The 20,966-nt window shown below is 63.5% G+C and carries 18 protein-coding genes; 13 read left to right on the plus strand and 5 right to left on the minus strand.

Features of this window, described 5'->3' with window-relative positions:
• Positions 1–82: 82 nt before the first annotated feature.
• Positions 83–304, plus strand: coding sequence for a DUF2970 domain-containing protein (locus tag J5M73_RS16970; protein WP_102864877.1), 222 nt, complete (start codon positions 83–85; stop codon positions 302–304).
• A gap of 7 nt (positions 305–311) precedes the next feature.
• Here J5M73_RS16970 and J5M73_RS16975 read toward each other — a convergent pair whose 3' ends face one another.
• Positions 312–1,397 (minus strand): ABC transporter substrate-binding protein, encoded by a 1,086-nt coding sequence (locus tag J5M73_RS16975; RefSeq protein WP_102864876.1) that lies wholly within the window; start codon positions 1,395–1,397, stop codon positions 312–314.
• A 596-nt stretch (positions 1,398–1,993) separates the two neighbouring features.
• Here J5M73_RS16975 and J5M73_RS16980 point away from each other — a divergent pair.
• Positions 1,994–3,652: a nitrite/sulfite reductase gene (locus J5M73_RS16980; RefSeq protein ID WP_047305033.1), complete on the plus strand. Its 1,659-nt coding sequence runs from the start codon at positions 1,994–1,996 to the stop codon at positions 3,650–3,652.
• A complete protein-coding gene (locus J5M73_RS16985; RefSeq protein ID WP_016966421.1) occupies positions 3,636–4,130 on the plus strand; it encodes a DUF934 domain-containing protein in 495 nt (164 codons plus the stop codon). The genes J5M73_RS16980 and J5M73_RS16985 overlap by 17 nt, the downstream gene beginning before the upstream one ends.
• A 110-nt stretch (positions 4,131–4,240) precedes the next feature.
• Here J5M73_RS16985 and sohB read toward each other — a convergent pair whose 3' ends face one another.
• Complete coding sequence (sohB, locus tag J5M73_RS16990) at positions 4,241–5,266, minus strand: protease SohB (RefSeq protein ID WP_102864875.1); 1,026 nt, start codon at positions 5,264–5,266, stop codon at positions 4,241–4,243.
• A 203-nt stretch (positions 5,267–5,469) separates the two neighbouring features.
• On the opposite strand from sohB, the gene J5M73_RS16995 reads away from it, so the two are divergent.
• From J5M73_RS16995 to J5M73_RS17005, 3 genes are all read left to right on the plus strand, one after another.
• Positions 5,470–6,180, plus strand: a complete 711-nt coding sequence (locus J5M73_RS16995; RefSeq protein WP_102864874.1) for a histidine phosphatase family protein — start codon at positions 5,470–5,472, stop codon at positions 6,178–6,180.
• 50 nt (positions 6,181–6,230) lie between these two features.
• Positions 6,231–6,545 (plus strand): SCP2 sterol-binding domain-containing protein, encoded by a 315-nt coding sequence (locus J5M73_RS17000; RefSeq protein WP_011061945.1) that lies wholly within the window; start codon positions 6,231–6,233, stop codon positions 6,543–6,545.
• 259 nt (positions 6,546–6,804) lie between these two features.
• Positions 6,805–8,523, plus strand: coding sequence for a hydrogenase maturation protein (locus J5M73_RS17005; RefSeq protein WP_102864873.1), 1,719 nt, complete (start codon positions 6,805–6,807; stop codon positions 8,521–8,523).
• A 50-nt stretch (positions 8,524–8,573) separates the two neighbouring features.
• On the opposite strand, the gene J5M73_RS17010 is transcribed toward J5M73_RS17005, so the two are convergent.
• Positions 8,574–11,207: a glucosidase gene (locus J5M73_RS17010; RefSeq protein WP_207815899.1), complete on the minus strand. Its 2,634-nt coding sequence runs from the start codon at positions 11,205–11,207 to the stop codon at positions 8,574–8,576.
• A 199-nt stretch (positions 11,208–11,406) separates the two neighbouring features.
• On the opposite strand from J5M73_RS17010, the gene J5M73_RS17015 reads away from it, so the two are divergent.
• The 5 genes from J5M73_RS17015 to J5M73_RS17035 all read left to right on the plus strand — a co-directional run bounded on the left by J5M73_RS17015 (position 11,407) and on the right by J5M73_RS17035 (position 16,870).
• On the plus strand, positions 11,407–11,679 hold the full coding sequence (locus tag J5M73_RS17015; RefSeq protein ID WP_243433830.1) for a hypothetical protein: 273 nt from the start codon (positions 11,407–11,409) through the stop codon (positions 11,677–11,679).
• Between the two features lie 355 nt (positions 11,680–12,034).
• Positions 12,035–12,304: a hypothetical protein gene (locus J5M73_RS17020; RefSeq protein WP_102864870.1), complete on the plus strand. Its 270-nt coding sequence runs from the start codon at positions 12,035–12,037 to the stop codon at positions 12,302–12,304.
• 259 nt (positions 12,305–12,563) lie between these two features.
• A complete protein-coding gene (locus tag J5M73_RS17025) occupies positions 12,564–13,958 on the plus strand; it encodes an amidase (RefSeq protein WP_207815902.1) in 1,395 nt (464 codons plus the stop codon).
• A gap of 87 nt (positions 13,959–14,045) precedes the next feature.
• The gene (locus J5M73_RS17030) at positions 14,046–15,395 is read left to right on the plus strand and encodes a citrate-proton symporter (protein ID WP_207815904.1); all 1,350 of its coding nucleotides are present in this window, start codon (positions 14,046–14,048) and stop codon (positions 15,393–15,395) included.
• A 116-nt stretch (positions 15,396–15,511) separates the two neighbouring features.
• Positions 15,512–16,870: an OprD family outer membrane porin gene (locus tag J5M73_RS17035; RefSeq protein WP_207815908.1), complete on the plus strand. Its 1,359-nt coding sequence runs from the start codon at positions 15,512–15,514 to the stop codon at positions 16,868–16,870.
• A gap of 107 nt (positions 16,871–16,977) precedes the next feature.
• Here the strand turns inward: J5M73_RS17035 and J5M73_RS17040 are convergent, their stop codons facing one another.
• Entirely contained in the window at positions 16,978–17,883 is a 906-nt protein-coding gene (locus J5M73_RS17040; RefSeq protein WP_102864866.1) for a LysR family transcriptional regulator, read from the minus strand.
• A gap of 200 nt (positions 17,884–18,083) precedes the next feature.
• On the opposite strand from J5M73_RS17040, the gene J5M73_RS17045 reads away from it, so the two are divergent.
• Both J5M73_RS17045 and J5M73_RS17050 read left to right on the plus strand, forming a co-directional pair.
• Positions 18,084–18,557 carry a hypothetical protein gene (locus tag J5M73_RS17045; RefSeq protein WP_102864865.1) on the plus strand — a complete coding sequence of 158 codons (474 nt, stop codon included), beginning with the start codon at positions 18,084–18,086 and terminating at the stop codon, positions 18,555–18,557.
• Between the two features lie 381 nt (positions 18,558–18,938).
• A complete protein-coding gene (locus tag J5M73_RS17050) occupies positions 18,939–19,565 on the plus strand; it encodes a response regulator transcription factor (protein WP_102864864.1) in 627 nt (208 codons plus the stop codon).
• Positions 19,566–19,587: 22 nt separating this feature from the next.
• Here J5M73_RS17050 and J5M73_RS17055 read toward each other — a convergent pair whose 3' ends face one another.
• Positions 19,588–20,829 (minus strand): EAL domain-containing protein, encoded by a 1,242-nt coding sequence (locus J5M73_RS17055; protein WP_207815910.1) that lies wholly within the window; start codon positions 20,827–20,829, stop codon positions 19,588–19,590.
• Positions 20,830–20,966 lie beyond the last annotated feature (137 nt).

A 20,966-nucleotide genomic window follows, 5' to 3' on the forward strand; every position in this document is an offset into this window, starting at 1 on the left:
GGCCTGCCGGCTCCTACACCAGCCCGCCATCACAGGCGACATTGTCTATGCTCTGTTGACACCCAACCGTGTCGAGGGATTTATGGACGATCCAAGCAGCGACAATCAGCCCCCAACCTTCCTGCAGATGCTGCAAAGCGTGCTGGCGGCCGCCTTCGGCGTACAAAGCGGGAAAAATCGCGCCCGGGACTTCAGTCACGGCAAACCCAGTCACTTCATCGTGCTGGGCATTCTCTTTACCACCCTGTTCGTGCTGGTGCTGCTGGGCATCGCCAACCTGGCGATGCACCTGGCGGGAGTCTGAAACGGCGTCAGTGCAGCAACAGCTGCAAACTGAAGGGATAGCGGTAGCTGTCCGGCTTGCCTTGGGCGGACAGCCCGCGAAAATCGACCCGGGCACCGACCTGATCGCCCAGGCGCATTAGTTGCCGGGCCTGGTCACGGGTCAATGACTGGAACAGCGACAAATGCCAGTCCGGCCCTCCCAGACGTCGGGCATCGAACCCCAGCGCATCATCATGCAGGGCCACCAGGGCCCAGCCGCCGCTGGTGAAATGTCCGGCCATCAGCACCGACAACTCCCCGTCGATCAATGCCTGCAAGGCTTCGGGCGAACTGTTGAGTCCACTGAACAGCAGATCGCGCCCCGGCTTGCGACCCAATTCCCGGGCAGCCTGCATGGCCCCCAGAGCCATTTCGTCGTTAGCCGACCAGATCAGTTGCGTCTGTGGATAGCGCTGCAACAGCTGTTGTGCTTGTTCGTGCGCCCGCTGCCGGTTCCATTCGCCATACACGAGCTGGCGCAGACGCACCTGAGGATTTTCCGCCAGGGCCCGGTGCAGCCCTTGCTCGCGCAACTGCGCGGCCGGCGTGACTTTCACCCCGGAAAAGGCCAGCAAATCGATTGTTTGCCCGGCAGGCAAAGGGCCATGCTGGCGCAACAACTCCTTGAGCATCCGATAACCGGCCTCTTCATCGTTGCTCATCATGCTGCCGATCCAATCGGAGTAACTGCTGCGACTTTGGCGGATCAACGCCCGCTGATCCTCGGTCAGTGGGCTGTTGACGATAAACAGCTTGACCCCGGAACCCTGCGACATGCGCAGGATCTGCGGAGCGACATACTGTTCGTTGACCAATATCAGGTAATCGGGCTTTTGCGCTCGCTGAAACAGCTCCCGAGCCTGATCGAGAGAATTCTGCGGATTGCGTTCGCCATAGAGAATTTGCAGGTCCATGCCCAGATCCCGGGCGGCTGCCTGCATGAACCGCGAATAACTGACCCAGAAGGTTTCCGTTGAATTACCGGGGTTGAGAAACACCACCGACGTTGCTTGAGCCACCGCCCAGAACGGCAAACTCAGACATATCACCCACTTGCACAGAACCTTGAACATTGTGAAAAGAGCCCCTGGATTATCCCAGGCAGTATAACTGGCAAATTGCTGGCCAACGGCGGCAAATTGTCCTGATTGTCCGACAATTCGGGCTCTTCTTTTACGCTCGACTACTGGTGGCTGACCCAAAACACGGCCGTACCCACGACCAGTATGATCAGAAAGAGAATGGCCCAAGCATCAACGCTACTGTCACTTTTCCTTGTTTTGGTTGGATGGCTCATAGCATCGCCTCTAGTAGATTTTGTCGGTGACTGCTCAAAGACACGACCACAGTTAAGACCAGGATTGTCCCCACCTCAAATGTGGATACTCATATACCCCTACCGTTAGTCGTTTTGGTTCTTTGCATATACTCAAACATCACTTTTGCGCATAACCACAAACTGGTATCGTTCGGCGGCTCCGACCGGAGTGCGCGGCCGTGCGCGCAGATTTGCTTACATGGGTGGGGTTGAGCGAGAACGAAGGCAGGACGAGGTGAAACCGGCGACAAGCCCCGGTCGACGCCAGTCGAAGCAACGTACCGAAGCCGTTCACCGCAGTATTTGCCAAGTGCGCTTTGGCGCCACCTGTAGCCTGAGAACTGGACCTATATGTACGTATACGACGAGTACGATCAGCGGATCATCGAGGACCGCGTCAAGCAGTTCCGTGATCAGACCCGACGCTATCTGGCAGGCGAGCTGAGCGAAGAGGAATTCCGTCCCCTGCGCCTGCAGAATGGCCTTTATATCCAACGTTTTGCCCCAATGCTGCGGGTAGCCGTGCCTTACGGCCAATTGACCTCGCGCCAGGCGCGGATGATGGCCAAGATCGCCCGTGACTACGACAAGGGCTATGCGCACATCAGCACCCGGCAAAACGTGCAGTTCAACTGGCCAGCCCTGGAAGACGTGCCGGACATCCTGGCCGAACTGGCCACCGTGCAGATGCACGCCATCCAGACCAGCGGCAACTGCCTGCGTAACGTCACCACCGACCAGTTTGCCGGTGTCGCCGCCGACGAGTTGATCGACCCGCGCCCCTGGTGCGAGATCGTCCGTCAATGGACCACCTTCCACCCCGAATTCGCCTATCTGCCGCGCAAGTTCAAGATCGCCATCAACGGCTCGACTTCCGACCGCGCAGCCATCGAGGTCCACGACATTGGCCTGGAGCCGGTGTACAACGCTGCCGGCGAGCTGGGTTTCCGCGTGCTGGTCGGTGGCGGTCTGGGCCGTACCCCGGTGGTCGGCGCCTTCATCAACGAGTTCCTGCCCTGGCAGGACCTGTTGAGCTACCTCGACGCCATCCTGCGGGTCTACAACCGCTACGGCCGTCGCGACAACAAGTACAAGGCGCGGATCAAGATCCTGGTCAAGGCCCTGACGCCGGAAGTGTTCGCCGAGAAGGTCGAGGCGGAAATGGTCCACCTGCGGGGCGGCCAGACCACCCTCACCGAAGCCGAAGTGCATCGGGTGGCTAAACACTTCGTCGACCCCGACTACAAGGCCCTGAGCAACCAGGACGCCGAACTGGCGGCCCTGGACAAGGAGCACCCGGGCTTTGCCCGCTGGCGTGCGCGCAACACCCTGGCCCACAAGAAGCCGGGCTACGTTGCCGTGACCCTGTCGCTCAAACCTACCGGCGTAGCGCCGGGGGACGTGACCGACAAGCAGTTCGACGCCATCGCCGATCTGGCCGACCGTTACAGCTTCGGCCAACTGCGCACCTCCCACGAGCAAAACGTGATTCTCGCGGACGTCGAGCAAAGCCAACTGTTCACCCTGTGGGGCGAACTGCGTGAAAACGGCTTCGCCACGCCGAACATCGGCCTTTTGACCGACATCATCTGCTGCCCGGGCGGCGACTTCTGCTCCCTGGCCAACGCCAAGTCGATCCCGATCGCCGAATCCATCCAGCGCCGTTTCGACGACCTGGACTACCTGTTCGACATCGGCGAGCTGGACCTGAACATCTCCGGCTGCATGAACGCCTGCGGTCACCACCACGTGGGCCACATCGGCATCCTCGGGGTGGACAAGAAAGGCGAGGAGTTCTACCAGGTGTCCCTGGGTGGCAGCGCCAGCCGCGACGCGAGCCTGGGCAAGATCCTCGGCCCGTCCTTCGCCCAGGACGACATGCCCGACGTGATCTCGAAGCTGATCGACGTGTACGTGGAACAACGTACCGAAGACGAACGCTTCATCGACACCTATCAACGTATTGGCATCGACCTCTTCAAGGAGCGCGTCTATGCAGCGAATCATTAAGAACAACGAGGTCATCGACGAAACCTGGCACTTGCTGCCCAAGGACGCGACCCTCGACGGCATCTCCAACTGCGACGACCTGATCGTGCCGCTGGCTCTGTGGCGCGATCACGCCCATGCCCTCAAGGCTCGCGATGGCGGCCTGGGCGTGTGGCTGGATGCGGACGAAGAAGCCGAGGAGATCGGTGACGACGTCGAGCATTTCCAGGTCATTGCCCTGAACTTCCCGGCCTTTACCGATGGCCGCAACTACTCCAACGCCCGCCTGCTGCGTGACCGTTATGGCTACAAAGGCGAACTGCGAGCGATTGGCGACGTGTTGCGCGACCAGCTGTTCTACCTGCACCGCTGCGGCTTCGACGCCTACGCCCTGCGGGCCGACAAGGACCCCTACGAAGCCCTTGAAAGCCTCAAGGACTTCTCGGTGACCTACCAGGCCGCTACCGACGAACCGCTGCCGCTGTTCCGTCGCCGCTAAGCCCTGGCGCCAACAAAAAGCCCTGAACCGGTTTCCCGGTCCAGGGCTTTTTTGTACCTGCTTCCGACCCTGGCGCAAAAGCCGGCTTGCCGGCTTCTGCAAGTGGTGGCTTACCAGAAACGCTGCTGGGTCAGGCGGCTCCACCAGGTCAGCAGCACGCGGTCGATGGAACCGCTGGCCGCCAGCCCCACACGCTCCTGCAAGCTCTTGCGCTCGGCATAGTGCAGGTGGAACACCTCGGCATTCTTGGCTTTGTCCGCCAGGTACTCATCGCTGGTTTTCAGCTCGTCCACCAGCAGCTTCTCCTGCGCCGCCACGCCCAACCAGACTTCACCGGTGGCCACTTCATCAATGGCCAATTGCGGGCGATAGCGAGACACGAAATTCTTGAACAACTGATGGGTCACATCCAGGTCTTCCTGGAACTTCTCCCGGCCCTTCTCGGTGTTTTCGCCAAACACCGTCAGGGTGCGCTTGTACTCGCCGGCGGTGAGCACTTCAAAATCGATGTCGTGCTTTTTCAGCAGGCGGTTGACGTTGGGCAACTGGGCCACCACGCCGATGGAGCCGAGGATGGCGAACGGCGCGCTGATGATCTTCTCACCGATGCAGGCCATCATGTAGCCGCCGCTGGCCGCCACCTTGTCGATGCATACGGTCAAAGGCACCCCGGCCTGGCGAATACGCGCCAGTTGAGAGGAAGCCAGGCCATAGCTGTGCACCATGCCGCCACCGCTTTCCAGACGCAGCACCACTTCATCCTTGGGCGTGGCCAGGCTCAGCAAGGCGGTGATCTCATGGCGCAGGCCTTCGGTCGCCGAAGCCTTGATATCGCCATTGAAGTCCAGCACGAACACCCGGGGCTTGGCCTCGGCCGGTTGTTTCTTCTGTTTCTTCTCGGTCTTGCCCTGGGCCTTGCGCAAGGCCTTGAGCTGATCCTTGTCCAGCAGGCTCTGCTCCAGGCGCTCGCGCAGGTCCTTGTAGAAATCATTCAGCTTGCTGACCTGCAACTGCCCGGTGCCTTTGCGGCGGCCCTTGCTGCGCAGCGCAGCGGCAGTGATCAGCACCACCAGGATGGCGACCACCAGGGTCACGGTCTTGGCCAGAAAACTGGCGTATTCGGCGAAAAACTCCACAGGGACTCCTCAAACATGAACCGCTGCCAACCAGCAGCGCAATGGGCTCAAGCATACCGGCGCGACCGGTCGGCCACCAGTCGCGAAACCTCGTGTTACGAGGCTCCAACAAGCATTTCAAACAAGCGTATGTTTTTTCATTGACAGCTCACTGGCATCCTCATAACCTCGCAAAACTTTCAACGTACCGGGACGACACGGACGTGGGCAGCATCTATTTGATTCGACATGGCCAAGCCTCTTTCGGTGCAGACGACTACGACGTGCTGTCTGCCACCGGCGTGCGCCAGGCTGCCGTGCTCGGTGAGCATCTGGCGGCGCTGGGCATCAGCTTTGATCGCTGCCTGTCCGGCGACCTGCGGCGCCAGCAGCACACCGCGCAGGCCGCGATGGAACAGATGAACGCCGCCGGGTTTGACCACCCGCCATTGGAAATCGATTCAGCCTTCAACGAGTTCGACGCCGATGCCATCATCCGCGCCCTGCTCCCCGACCTGTTGCCCCAGGAACCCGAAGCCCTGAACATCCTGCGCAACGCCGCGCAGAACCGCGCCGAGTTCCAACGCATCTTCGCCCTGATCATCCAGCGCTGGCTGGCCGGCACCTACGATCCGCCCGGGCTGGAAAGCTGGCTGGGCTTCGTCGAGCGGGTCCAGGGCGGCCTGCAGCGGATTCTCGAAGCCGCGGACAACCAGCACAAGATTGCCGTATTCACCTCCGGCGGCACCATCACCGCCCTGCTCCACCTGATCACCCGGATACCTGCCCAGCAGGCGTTCGAACTGAATTGGCAAATCGTCAACACCTCGCTCAACCAGCTGAAGTTCCGCGGGCGCGAGGTGTCTTTGGCTTCCTTCAACGGTCATGCCCATCTGCAACTGTTGAAGGCTCCGGAGCTCATCACTTTCCGTTGAGCCCGGCTTACTGTGACCCTTGCTGTAACCACCCATAAAAGGATCGAACCATGACCTCCGTAGCTGACGCCGTACAAGCCATGCAAGCCAAGTTCAACCCAGCTGCCGCTGCCGGCCTGGACCTGGTTTTCGGTTTCCGCATCGATGATTCCAAGCACTTCTCGCTGGTCGTCAAGGACAGCACCTGCGAACTCAAGGAAGGCGAAAACCCAGACGCCCAAGTCACCCTGGTGATGGACGGCGAAACCCTGGACGGCATCGTCAGCGGCGAAACCGACGGCATGCAAGCCTTCATGGGCGGCAAACTGCGCGCCGAAGGCGACATGATGCTGGCCATGAAGCTGAGCGAGCTGTTCCCAGCCTAAGACCCCGCAAGGTCCGGCTGTAGACAAATCCCGCCCCCGTGGCGGGATTTGTCGTTTCTGCACCACGCAACGCCTCTAGCCCGCCGCTTTGCCCTGGATCAATACCACTGGGCAGCTCAGTCTTCCGGCCGCACGCTTGATTGATCTCGGTCAGTTTGTGCCTCGCCCCCCCCCTCTACTCTTGCGCCTCCATTGCGGCCAGGGACGGCACAGCCGGAGCCCTTTGCCACACCGCTATCACTCACGGAAGAGTCTGCTTATGCGATCACTGAAGATCATCCTGCTGTCCACCGCCTTCAACGGCCTGACCCAACGCGCCTGGCTTGACCTGCGCCAGGCCGGGCACCGCCCCAGCGTGGTGCTGTTCACCGGTGAAGAAGAGGTCTGCCGGCAGATCGAAGAGGCCGAGGCCGACCTGGTGATCTGCCCGTTCCTCAAGGACCGGGTACCGCAGCAGCTGTGGAGCAACGCCAAGCGTCCGGTGGTGATCATTCACCCAGGCATCGTCGGCGACCGTGGTGCCAGCGCCCTGGACTGGGCCATCAGCAAGGAGCTCAAGCGCTGGGGCGTCACCGCGTTGCAGGCGGTGGAAGAAATGGACGCCGGGCCAATCTGGTCGACCCACGAATTCAACCTGCCCGCCGGCCTGCGCAAATCCGAGCTGTACAACGGCCTGGTCAGCGACGCCGCCATCCATTGCATCCGCGATGTGGTGGAAAAATTCCGCAACGGCTTTACCCCGGTCCCTCTGGACTACGACAACCCCGCAGTGCTTGGCCGCCTGCAACCGAACATGAAGCAGTGCGACCGCACCTTCAGCTGGCACGACAGCGCGCAGTTCATCAAGCGCAGCATCGACGCCGCTGACGGCCAGCCCGGCGTCCTCGCCAGCCTCGCCGGCGGTCAGTACTACGTGTACGACGCTCACCTGGACTCGCGCACCGGCATGCCCGGGCAACTGCTGGCTGTGCATGACGATGCGGTGCTGGTGGCCTGCGGCGACCACAGCCTGTGGATCGGCGCCCTGCGCCTCAAGCCCCAGCCCGGCGAGGAAACCTTCAAGCGCCCGGCCCGACACGTACTCGGCGAACGCCTGGCCGAGGTACCGGTGCTGGACTGGTCGGTCTCCAGCAGCCCGTTCAGCACCGAGTCCTACCAGCCGATTCGCTACCGCGAGTCCGGCCGAGTCGGTGAGCTGACCTTCGAGTTCTACAACGGCGCCATGAGCACTGAGCAATGCCAGCGCCTGGTCAGCGCCCTGCGCTGGGCCAAGGCCCGGGACACCCAGGTGCTGCTGGTACGCGGCGGCCGCGGCGCCTTCAGCAACGGCGTGCACCTGAATGTGATCCAGGCCGCCGAAGTGCCGGGCCTGGAAGCCTGGGCCAACATCCAGGCCATCGACGACGTCTGCCTGGAACTGCTCAGCGCCGGCCAACTGGTGGTCAGCGGCCTGACCGGCAATGCCGGCGCTGGCGGCCTGATGCTGGCCCTGGCCGCGGACGTGGTCCTGGCCCGCGCCGACACCGTCTACAACCCGCACTACAAGAGCATGGGCCTGTACGGCTCCGAGTACTGGACCTACAGCCTGCCCCGCGCCGTCGGCCAGGCCATGGCCAAGCAACTGACCGAAGCCTGCCTGCCCATCAGCGCCCTCCAGGCCCTGCAGATGGGCATGGTGCAGGAGATCGGCCCGCGCTGCCCGGACGAGTTCGGCCTGTGGCTGCTGCAACGGGCCAACGGCGTACTCACCGACCCGCGCTACCAGCACCTGCGCCAGCGCAAGCTGGACGCCGACCCACAGTTGATGCAGCACTGCCGCAACGCCGAGCTGGAAGAGATGCACATGGACATGGTGCAAAACCGCAAGGGCTTCGCCGAGAAGTGCAGCAACTTCGTCTACAAGCGCAAGACCTGCTGCACACCGGAGCGGCTGATCGAAGCCTGGGCCAAGCCCCAGGACATCGCCCTGGTGGGTTGATCCAAAGCCTCCCCTTGCGCAACCGTCGCCCGGCTCGCCGGGCGACGCCTTCAGCCTCGTGGCTGTAACAGCAGCGCCACCAGCGCCGTCCACCCCGTCTGATGGGACGCCCCCAGCCCACGCCCGGTTTCACCATGAAAATATTCATGGAACAGCACCAGCTCACGGTCCTCGGCCTCAACCTGCAACTGCGGATAGCCGCTCATGGACGGCCTGCGCCCTTCCTCGTCCAGCAGAAACAATCGCGTCAGGCGCTGGCTCAAGCCGTCGGCCACTTCCTCCAGGGACGCCAGATACCCCGAACCCCGTGGGTACTCCACCGAAAAGTTGACGTCGTAGTAGCGATGAAACTCGCGCAGGGATTCGATCAGCAGGTAGTTGATCGGCATCCACAGCGGCCCGCGCCAGTTGGAGTTGCCACCGTACAGCCGTGAATCGGACTCCGCCGGCACATAGCGGGCGCACAGTTGCTTGCCATCCACCTGCATGGCGAACGGCTGCTCGAAGGCCTTGGACAGGGAGCGGATGCCGAAGTCCGAGAGGAACTCGTTTTCATCGAGCATGCGCTTGAGCAGGTCCTTGGTGCGCTCGCCGCGCAACAGCGCCAGGAGCATGCGGTTGCCCTTGCCCGGTTCGTACCAGCGCGACACCAGGCTCGCCAGGTCCGGCCGGTGATGCAAGAAGCCCAGCAGGCGCGGGGCCAGCCCCGGCAGGTTCTGGTGCTCGTGCTGCTCCAGCACCTGCACCGCGAACAGCGGCATCAAGCCAACGATGGAGCGCAGGCGCAGGGGTTCGTTCTGCCCATCGGGACGGTGCAGCACGTCGTAGAAAAACTGGTCCTGTTCGTCCCACAGCCCCTCGGCGCTTTGATCCACGCGGTTGATGGCCCCGGCGATATAAAGGAAGTGCTCGAAGAACTTCACCGCAATGTCCACGTACACGCCATTGCGCTTGGCCAACTCCAGGGCGATGCGCATCAGGTCCAGAGCGTAGGCCGCGACCCAGGCCGTGCCGTCGGCCTGATCCAGGGTGAAGCCATCAGGCAACGGCGCGGAACGATCGAACAGGGCGATATTGTCCAGGCCGAGAAAACCACCCTGGAACAGGTTGCGCCCCTCGGCGTCCTTGCGGTTGACCCACCAGGAAAAATTCAGCAGCAGCTTGTGGAAGATGCGTTCGAGAAAGTCCAGGTCGCCCACGCCAGTCAGGGCCTTTTCCTGCTGATAGACCCGCCAGCAGGCCCAGGCGTGCACCGGCGGGTTGGCATCATCGAAGCGCCACTCGTAGGCCGGCAGCTGGCCATTGGGGTGCATGAACCGATCCTTGACCAGCAACAGCAGTTGCTGCTTGGCAAAGCCGGGGTCGATCAGGGCGAAGGCCACCGCCTGGAAGCCCAGGTCCCAGGAGGCATACCAGGGGTATTCCCAGGTATCGGGCATGGAAACGATGTCGCAGTTGGACAGATGGCGCCAATGAGTATTGCGCAAGTGCTTGCGCTCGCTGGGGGGCGCCGGCTGCCCGGGATCGCCGTCCAGCCACCGGTTGACGTCGAAGTCATACAGTTGCTTGGACCACAGCAACCCGGCCAGGGCCTGACGCTGCACATTGCGCGCGTCCGCACTTTCAATGCCCTGCTGCAGCGCCGCGTAGAACTCATCGGCCTCGCGCCGCCGCTGCTCGAACAGGTTGCGGGCGCTGACCGGTTCACTGCCGGCCGGGGCAAAGCGCAGGAACAGCCGCTTGCTCTCGCCGCCCGCCAGCTCCAGGACGAAATGCGCCGCCACCCGGGTGCCGCCATCGAAGGCCACCGCACTGGCTTGCCCGTCCACCAGATAGTCGTTGATGCCGTCCTTGAACGGCCCCGGCGTCGCCAGCCCGTCCAGCTTGGGGAAGTTGCTGTCGTTGTTGCAGAACAGCCACTGGCAAGGCTCGGCGCCCCAGGCGGTGATCTGCCGCTCGGGCAGTTGCCCGTGCCGCGCCAGCACCCTGTCGCCCTCCAGGCGCAGGCTCGGTCGCGGCTCGTCGCCACCCCAACTCCAGGTGTTGCGCGCCCAGACCTGAGGCAGCACCCGCAACCGCGCCGGCTGGTGGAAACGGTTGTGCACGGTGACGAGCATGAAAATGTCATCGGCCCTGTGCTTGGCGTACTCCACCGTCACATCAAAGTAACGGTTGTCCTCGAACACCCCGGTATCGAGGATCTCGTACTCGGCATCCTTCAGGCCGCGCCGGGCGTTTTCCGCCACCAGGTCGGCATAGGGAAAGGCCGCCTGGGGGTACTTGTAGAGCATGCGCATGTAGGCATGGCTGGGCACGCCGTCGAGGTAGAAGTACAGCTCCTTGACGTCCTCGCCGTGGTTGCCCTCGGCATTGTCCAGGCCGAACAGACGCTCCTTGAGAATGCTGTCGTGCTCGTTCCACAACGCCACCCCCAGGCACCAGTGCTGGGCCTTGTCGGAGAACCCCGCCAGCCCGTCCTCGCCCCAACGGTAGGCACGGCTGCGGGCATGCTCATGGGGGAAGTAGCTCCAGGCATCGCCATCAGCGCTGTAGTCCTCGCGCACCGTGCCCCACTGCCGCTCACTCAGGTACGGGCCCCACTGGCGCCAGTGCTCGGCCTCGCTGCCTTGCAGGCGCTGGCCTTCAAGGGTGTCGAGAAGGCGGGGTGCAGACTTTGCCGGCATGGGAGGTGTCCTTGGCCACGAAGATGAGTTGCAGTGTAGGAGCGAGCGGTCCCCCTGCCCCGTGACAAATGTTTCACGGTGCAAACGTCCACGGCGACGAAAACCCCGCGCAAAGTCCATTCCAGAGCCTGTGCGGTTAAATTTTCCGCCCCTGGCTCGTTATAATCGGCAACCCTTTTATGGCCATGCGGATTCGATGATGCTCAGTTGCAAAGCGTTTTTCCCCAGCCTGTTACTGATGGCAGCCTGTTCGGCCCAGGCCACCGGCCTTGACCTGAGCTACCCGCAGCCTCCATTGCCGGCCACCGCCCAGGCACCGGCACCGGAGAGCGACACGCCGAAGCTCAAGTTGCAGTTCAAGCCGGCCATCAGCTACGAGCACCATTGCAGCGGCCAGTGCACCTACGAAACCAATATCGACCAGCTGCACGAACGCGAAACCCGCCACAGCGCAAGCGTCGGCTTCGACTGAGCCCCGCCATTGAACCTGCGGCACGCTTGATCCACACTCGCGCTCCTGAGTCCTACAGCAAACTCAGAAAGTCCTGTCCTGCCAGTGCCTTGTCCCGTTCTGGAGTGCATGCCTATAGTCCCGGGTCGTCCTGATGACGAACGGGTTTGGCGACCCTGTGAATGGAACAAAGCGAGGCGCTGGCAGATTGGTCAGGGCTTTTGTTATCGCATGACCGCTTGATGGCGGCTGTGCGCGGGAGACCTTCGGGTCTGTCGGTTCTTCCATTCCCGGCTCGCCAACCCGCGTACAGCTGCCACCCTTTTGTTTGGCGACGATTGAGTGACAGCGCTCACCCCTGAATGGAGTTGGACTCATGAATCGCTACATGCCGATCACCGGCCACGACTGCACCATTCCTTCCCTGCTGATCGATACCCAGGCCCCTGCCGATGTGCTGTACGAAGCAGCCGCCTATCGCATCCGCGCCGTCACTCAACTGCTGGAAAACTTCGCCACCCGCCCCGACATTCCCGGCGATGCGGTGGTGCTGCAAGAGCTGGCGCTGATCTGCGCCATCCCGCTGCGCGATGGCTGCGATGTGCTGGATGTGCTGGGCCGCCAGCTGCAAGCGCAGACCCGCTGAACCGGTAGGAGCGGGCTTGCCGGCGAAGAGGAGCGGGAGCCATGTGTAGACCTTTCGGCCCCCTTCGCAGGCAAGCCCGCTCCCACAGAACGTCTCGATTGGGTGAGGCCGCATTCCAATCAGGCCGAGCAATACGCCGCCGCAGTGCTCACAAAAACGCAACACCACGCTGCGTCCTTTGTGATGGTTGGGCTAAGGTGCAAGCGCTACAGTCGGGTCATCAGCAACCCGACTGACGCCCGACACAAGGATGCGTTCGATGACTGATTTGCACGATCTATCCACCGCCCAGTTGCTGGCGCAGTTCGCCAGCCGCCAGCTCTCGCCCCTGGACTACTACGACCATCTGCTGGCCCATATCGGGCGCTGGGAGCCGCATATCCGGGCGCTCTATGCCTTCGATCCGGAGCAGGTACGCCTGCTGGCCCGGGCCGCCACCGAGCGCTGGAACAAGGGCGCCCCCAACGGCCCGCTGGACGGGATTCCAGTGACGATCAAGGAACTGATCGCCACCCAAGGCACGCCGATTCCCCTGGGCAGCGCGGCCACCGCCCTGAAGCCGGCCCTGCAGGATGCGCCACCGGCCGCGCGGATGCGTGAGGCCGGGGCGATCATCCTGGCCAAGACCACGGTGCCGGATTTCGGCATGTTGTCTTCGGGGCTGTCGAGCTTCCACGGCATTACCCGCAATCCCTGGAACACTGCCTGCAATACCGGTGGCTCCAGTTCCGGGGCCGCGGCCGCAGCGGCCGCCGGTTACGGGCCGCTGCACATCGGCACCGACATCGGCGGCTCGGTGCGCCTGCCGGCCGCCTGGTGCGGGTTGGTGGGGTTCAAGCCGACCCTGGGGCGGATTCCCATCGATCCGTACTACACCGGGCGTTGCGCCGGGCCCATGACCCGCAGTGTCGAGGACACGGTGCTGCTGATGCGCTACCTGGCCAAGCCCGACGCCCGCGATGCCACCAGCCTGCCGCCCTTGACCGGCGACTGGAGCGATGAACCGGTGTCGGTCAACGGCTTGAAGATCGGCCTGATGCTGGAGCCCGGCGCCGGGCTGCAGCCGGAAGGTTTTGTCTGTGAGGCGGTGGAGCGCGCCGCGAAATGGTTCGAAAGCCACGGCGCCCAGGTGCGCACCCTGGCGCCGATCATGGACCGCACGCAACTGGACGGCCTGGACCGCTTCTGGCGCGCCCGGCAATGGGCGGAACTCTCAGCCCTGGGCGCCGAGCAGTTTGCCAAGGTGCTGCCCTATATCCGCGACTGGGCGGCGCCGGGGGCCGAGCTGTCCGGGGTCGAGGCGGTGCAGGGCTTCAACCAGACCTTCGAGATGCGCCGACGCGCCGCCCAGGTGTTCAGCGAGTTCGACCTGGTGCTGTCGCCGACCAACCAGGTCAACAGCTTTCCCGCGCAGTGGCCGTCGCCGAGCAACGACCCGCAGCAACCGTTCGAGCACATCGTCTTCACCCTGCCCTGGAACATGGGCGAACAACCGGCGCTGTCGATCAACTGCGGTTTTGCCGCCGATGGCCTGCCCATCGGCCTGCAGATGATCGCCCCGCGATTTGCCGATCAATGGCTGCTGCAAGTGGCCAAGACCTATGAGAGCTGGCGCGGAGCAATCCACAGCTGGCCGAATCCGCCGTCTCACTGACACACCGAAACTGCCACCTTCACCCCAGCTCCGGGCCTTGCCGCCCGGGGCCTGGGCAACCTATGAATAAAAATTCGAGGGGCCAGTATGCACAGCCAAGCGTCCAATCCATCCGCCACACCCGAGCCCGAAACGCCCAACGCGGCGGGGGGCAAGCGCAGCGTGTTCGCGGTGATCCTCGGCAACGCCGTGGAGTTCTTCGATTTCGGGGTCTACGCCACCTTCGCGGTGATGATCGGCCACACCTTCTTTCCCTCCGACAGTGCCTTCGTCAGCCTGATGCTGTCGGTCACCGCCTTCGGCGTCGGCTTTATCGTGCGGCCCCTGGGGGCGGTGCTGATCGGCGCCTACGCCGACCGCGTCGGACGCAAGCCGGCGATGCTCCTGACCCTGGTGATGATGGCCGTGGGTACCGGCAGCATCGCCATCCTGCCCAGCTACGAGAGCATCGGCATCGCCGCGCCGATCCTGCTGGTAATCACCCGGCTGATCCAGGGCCTGGCCTGGGGCGGCGAGGCCGGCCCCGCCACCACCTACATCCTCGAAGCCGCGCCGCCGCACAAGCGCGGCACCTACGCCTGCTGGCAGGTGGTGGCCCAGGGCGTGGCCGCCATGGCCGCCGGCACCGTGGGCTACACCCTGACCCAGGTGCTATCGCCTGAGGACCTCAACACCTGGGGCTGGCGCGTGCCCTTCGTGTTCGGCCTGCTGGTGCTGCCGATCGGCATCTACATCCGCCGCAACCTGGCGGAAACCTTCCACGGCCAGGGCGAAGAGGCCAGCACCGGCAGCCTGGTGCGCCAGGTGTTCGGCGAGCACCGCCGGGCCCTGGTGCTGGGGTTGCTGATTCTCTCCGGCAGCACCATCACCCAGTACTTCATCAACTACATGACCACCTTCGCCCTCACCGAGCTCAAGCTGCCCACCAGCATCTCCATGCTCTCGACCCTGGTGGCCGGCGCGGCGATGGCGGTGTGCGCAATTGCCGGCGGCATGCTCTGCGATCGTTTCGGCCGCCGCACCATCCTCATGGCGCCAAGAGTGGTGCTGTTGCTGGTGCTGTTCCCGGCGTTGCAGTTGATGACCGAGCATCCCAGCCCGACGACTTTCCTGCTGACCCTGGCGGTGCTCTCCGGCCTGCACGGCATGAGCGGCGCGGCGCTGATCGTGCTGCTGGTGGAGAGCTTTCCCAAGGCGGTGCGCTCCACCGGTTTCTCCATCGTCTACGCCTTTGGCGTGGCGGCTTTTGGCGGCACCGCGCAGATCATCATCACCTGGCTGATCGGCACCACCGGCAACCCGATGTCGCCAGTGGGCTACCTGTTGGTGGCCAACCTGGTGTGCCTGACCGCGGCCTGGTTCGCCAAGGAAACCCGCCCGCAATCACCCGGGCGCAGCCACCCCGGCCAACGGCTCGCAGAAGCCCGCGCCCGCTGAGCATTCGCCTCACGGCCCGACACCCTTTTACGGCACCGCGTTTTTCTCTACCCTGCCGGCCGCGCATGACCGCGGTCGGGCGGAGGACCGACGCCTTTGATTTGTGGGGAAGCACCATGCAACAGCCCGTACTGTTCACCCTGGCACTGGCGGCCAGTAGCGCCGTCATCGCCCAGGACAACCCGCGCCCGAGCCAGCAGGACCAGGCGCCGGGGTTCATCCAGGGCAGCCACCTGGACCTCAACCTGCGCCACTACTATTCCAACCAGCACACCCAGCGCGACACCTACCTGAGCATCAAGAAGCCCGACGGCATCGAACGCACCCGGGTCAGGGAAACCTGGGTACAGACCGGCATGCTCAAGTACAGCTCGGGCTACACCCAGGGGCTGATCGGCCTGGGCGTGGATGCCGCGCTGTTCAGCGCGGTGAACCTGGAGCGCGGTCATGGCCGGGTGGCCAATGGCGGCGACCGGGTGCTGGTGGACAGCGACGGCGACGCCCTGCCCACCTGGAGCCGCCTGGGCATCGGCGATGTGCGCTTGCGCCTGTCCAACACCGAGCTCAAGGCCGGACGCCTGATGACCGACAACCCGGTGCTGCGTTTCAAGGACAACCGCGCCCTGCCCTCAAGCTTTCAGGGCCTGGGCCTGTACAGCAACGAAACCGACTGGCTGGCGCTGCAGGCCGGCAGTTTCGACCGGGCCATCCCGCGCACCGGCACCGGCAGCGAGCGCCTGACCACCACCTTCGGCAACCGCGCCTACAGCGGTGAGCGCATCAGCTACCTGGGGGCCACCGTGAAACCCGGTCTGGGCCTGGAAGGCAGCCTCTACGCCTCGCGCTTCGAGAACATGTGGGACCAGTACTACCTGGGCCTGACACACCGCGCCGGGGACAAAAACCGGCTGGCGCTGAAGACCGCGTTCAACTACTACCACACCCGGGACCAGGGCCAGCAGCGCCTGGGCTACATCGACAACGACGCCTTGAGCCTGGCGCTGACCGGCAGCCATCAGGCCCACAGCCTGACCCTGGCCTGGCAGCAAGTGTTCGGCAACGAGTACTTCGACTATGTCTGGGAGTCCACCGGCAACTACATGGCCAACTCCCTGTACTCGGACTACAACGGCCCCAATGAAAAGTCCTGGCAGCTGCGCTACGACCTGGATTTTGCCGCCTACGGCGTGCCCGGGCTGAGCGCCAGCCTGTGGCACGCCAAGGGCTGGGACATCGATGGCACGCACTACGACGGCGATCGCAACGGCCGCAACCGCGGCTACAACGTGCGCGGCCTGGACGGCGCCAAGCACGACGAAAACGGCCTGATGCTGGCGTATGTGGTGCAATCCGGGCGGCTCAAGGATGCAGTGCTGCGCACCATCGTCTACAACCACCGCGCCAGCGGCGGCCAGATCGACGGCAGCTATGACGAGTTCCGCCTGGTGGGCAACTTTCCGTTCAAGTTGTTCTGAGAAATGGGGCGGTGCGATGGCGAGAGATCGCCAGGCAAGGTCCTGCGGACCTTGTCGCAGCCTCGCCACAGGCTCGGCAGCGGCTACAGGGTCATGTATGCAGGACCTCAATCGACCAGGGCGTAGTGCTGCATTGCGCGGGCAAGCATTTCCTGGCATTTCAGGGTGGCCACCGACAGGGGGCGGTTGCGCACCACGCACAGGTCGACGCGGATCCGCTCCAGGGACTCGTCGTCGATCGGCACCGCCACCAGGCCATCCCCCAGGTCCCGGGCCTCGGCATCCACCTGGGGCAGGATCAGCACCGCCGCGCGCTGGCGGGCCAGGCTTTTCTGCACCTCCAGGGAACTGGTGGTGAACACCGGCAGAATGCTCACCCCGCGCTTCTTCGCCGCCCCTTCCAGGGCCTGGCGCACGCCGTAGGCCGAATCGGGAATCGCCAGGGGCTGGCCCTGCAGGTCCGCCAGGCGAATGCTCGGGCACTGGGCAAACGGGTGCTCGGCGCTGACCAGCACCCGGTGCCACAACTGGCAATGGGCGGTCACGTCCACCTCGGCCCGCTCCGGCAGGTAGAAGGCCAGGCCCAGGTCGGCCTCGCCGCTGCACAGGGCATCCAGGGTGGCGCCGGCACTGGCGATGACGATGTTGAAGGTGACTTTCGGATGGGCCCGGTTGAACGCCGCAAGCACCGGCGCCAGCACGCTGGAAACGATACTTTCCGACACATGGATGCTGACGTTACCCGCTACCTGGCTCTGGCGACTGGCGATCACGTCGCGCACCTGATCGAAGCCGCGCAAGGTGGAACTGACCTGCTCGGCCAGGCACTCGCCTTCCACCGTCAGGCGGATGCCCCGCGGGCCGCGCTCGATCAGCGCAGTGCCAAAGAAGTGCTCCAACTGCTCGATCTGCCGGCTCACGGCGGTAGGCGTCACGTACAGGCGCTCGGCCGCCTGACGCAGGGAGGCACACCGGGCCACCTCGTGGAAGTAACGCAACGCTCGTAACTGCATGGCCACAGGCCCCCTCGCTGAACGGATCCAGCAGGCACGCAATTACTGCGCCAGCCCTTGGCCAATCGCTCCTGACTCCGCGGATGTCACACAAAAGATTGATCTGCACGGTGCCCCTGCCTAACCTGCTAGAGCGCCGACGCCTCCTTCGGCAAGCACCATTCCCCGCGCCCTGGCCGGCCCGTTTGCAAGGATTTTCCATGAACACTCTGCCCCGCACCGCATCCCTAGCCTCACTTCTCGCCGCTCTGGCGCTGCTCGGCGCCTGCTCCAGCGTGACCCGGGAAATCAGGCAGGAACCCACCATCACCTCCGCCGGCATCCTGGCCTTTCGCGATATCTGCCTGAAATCCGCGCCGTCCTTCGCCGGTGCCGAAACCGCCGCCCGGGCCCATGGCATTCTTGAACTCACCGATGCCGGCTTCGCCAAGATGGGCATGAACGAGGACCAGACCCTGGGGGTCCAGGTCCAGGCCGGCAAGGAATGCGCGATCACCACCCCGAGCCAGAACGACAGCTCGCTGACCCAGCAGTTTCTGAGCATGGCCGGCAAGTTCTCCAGCACCCCGCTGGCACAGAGCGTGCCGACCAAGATCACCCTCGACGGGCAGACCTTCATCCTCATGCACGATCGCCGTGGCGGTGAAGCCTATGTGATGCTCAAGGCGCCGTAATAGCTACTGAACGGCGCCCAGGACCTGCCGCCCCGCCAGCCTCAGCCCCGAGCGGCTGAGGACACTGCGCAAACTTCCCACTTGAGTACAGCGCTCACAGACAGCGCGCGCGCCCTGGCAAGAAGCGTCTTGGATATTTACCAGTCGCTTCTTGCGCGAATCTTTTGCCCGTTTTTCTGAACTAACATGCTTGCGCTGTTTACCAAGCCTTCACTCTCTTGGGGTTACGCCGCGGTCTCCGCGGCCCTGCAAAACATCGTTGACCCCATGCAAAAGAGTCATCGGGCCTATGACTTCCACAATAAAAGCAGTGACTGCCGAGTGACCCATTTTACGCAACGAGCCCTAACAGCTCTGACCAGGGTTTCTTCCGAGGACCCCATGAAAAAAAGACGCGTGCTTATCGTCGACGACCATCCCATCATCTGCGCCGCGGTCAGCGAGCTGCTTGAAGAGAACGGCTACAAGCCCATCGGCGAGTCCTCCGACGGCTTCGACGCACTGGACAAGATTCACAAGCTGCGTCCGGACTACATGCTGCTGGACATTTCCCTGGACAACCTGGATGGGCTCTCGGTCCTGCAACGCATTGCAGTGGACCAACTGGAGGTCAAGACCCTGGTATTCACCGCCAATCGCGCCAGCACCTACGGCGTGCGCTGCATGCAGGCCGGGGCCATGGGTTTCATCAGCAAGAGCGCCGGCCTGCAGGAACTGGTCAAGGGCCTGAATGCCCTGGCCGACGGCTATCTGTATTTCCCCAAGGAAGTCCTGGAGATGTACCGGGGAATCGGCCACGCCGCCAATGACGCACTGAACAACCTGACCAACAAGGAACTGGTGATCCTGCAATTGCTGGCCAGCGGCTACAGCAACCTGGAAATCGCCAGCAAGCTCAACCTGAGCAACAAGACCATCAGCGGGCACAAGATCAATGTGCTGAAGAAACTCGGGGTGCGCACCACCATCGAACTGGCCACCATCGCCAAGGAGATGGACCTGCTGTGAGCGGTGCCGGACCGCAGTGGCACTAGCCCTGACGGATCAGCCGCAGCGGCGGGCTGTCCGTGGCCAGCAGCCGGGCCAGCGCCGCCCCCTTCATCGGCCTGTGGAACAGATAACCCTGAGCCGCATCGATTCCCAGGCGCTGCAGATGCCGGCGCTGCTTCTCGGTTTCGATGCCCTCGGCCACCAACTCCAGGTCGAGCGAACGGGCCAGCCCCACCAGGGCCTCGATGATCCGGGTTTCCTTGTGCCCCAGGGCACTGGCGACAAAGCCCGAGTCGAGCTTGATCTGGCCGAAGGGAATGTCCGCCAGACGCATGATCGACGAATGCCCGGTGCCAAAGTCGTCGAGGGACAGGCGTACCCCGCTGTTGAGCAGAACGCTAATGTTCTCGATGCTCTGCATGTCCAGGGTCAGGGCCTGGCGCTCGGTGATCTCCAGGGTGACCTGAGTCTTGGGCACCCCGGCGGCGTCGATCTGCTGCAACACCCGGGCGGCAAACTCGGGGTCGGTCAATTGACTGGCCTCGATGTTGTAGGAAAACACCAGGGCCTCGCCGCCCGACGTGCCCTGCAATTGCCGTTGCACCTGCAGCCCCTGGTGCACCAGGCACTCGAACAACTGGCGATGCCGCGACGGACTGTCGAACAGGTCGAGGAAGAATTGCGGCCCCAGCACGCCCTTGTCGGGATGCTGCCAGCGGGCCAGGACCTCGACACCGGTGATGCGTCGGGTGCGCAGGCACACCTGAGGCTGGAAGTAGGGAATGAACTGCTGCGCGGCCAGGGCCTGAAACACATCCCGTTGCGCCACCCAGTCGTTGCTGGCGGGGGGGCGTTTCGGCGCGGCCAGGGTGCTGCTGCGGGTGTGCTTGTGCACCGCGCGCTTGACGGTCAGGGCCTTGAGCAGCAAGCCGCTGATCTGCGTGGTGTCCAGGTCGCTGTAGCTGCCGGCGCAGTACTTGCCCGAATGTGCGCGGAAATTCGCAAGCCCCCAGCGGATGGGCGCATCCAGGGCCTCGCATTCGATCATCGAGAAAAAGCCATAGTGCTCGCAGAGCCGGCGCAGGTAGTAGATGGCCGTCAGCGACTGCAGGGAATCGCAGATCACCAGGTCCAGTTCATCCAGCTCGGGCGGGAACTGCGCCCATTGGCTTTCCTGACCGATCACCTGAACCCGGGCAACCCCGGAGGCTGTGAGTATTCTTGAAAGGCCTCGAACCCGAAAAGCGTTCGAACACAGCAGCAGTACGCTCAACGTCGACATCAAGACAGCTCCGGAAAAAAATCATCCTATCCAAAACAGCTTCGCTTGAACTCAGGACGCTTCCTGAATCGGAGCAAGAGCTTTCCGAGTTCATGCCCTTGCCGGCCCCACCGCCCCCAGGGGCGGGTGTGACCAGT

The organism is Pseudomonas sp. 50_B (assembly GCF_017491625.1).
Lineage (GTDB): Bacteria > Pseudomonadota > Gammaproteobacteria > Pseudomonadales > Pseudomonadaceae > Aquipseudomonas > Aquipseudomonas danubii.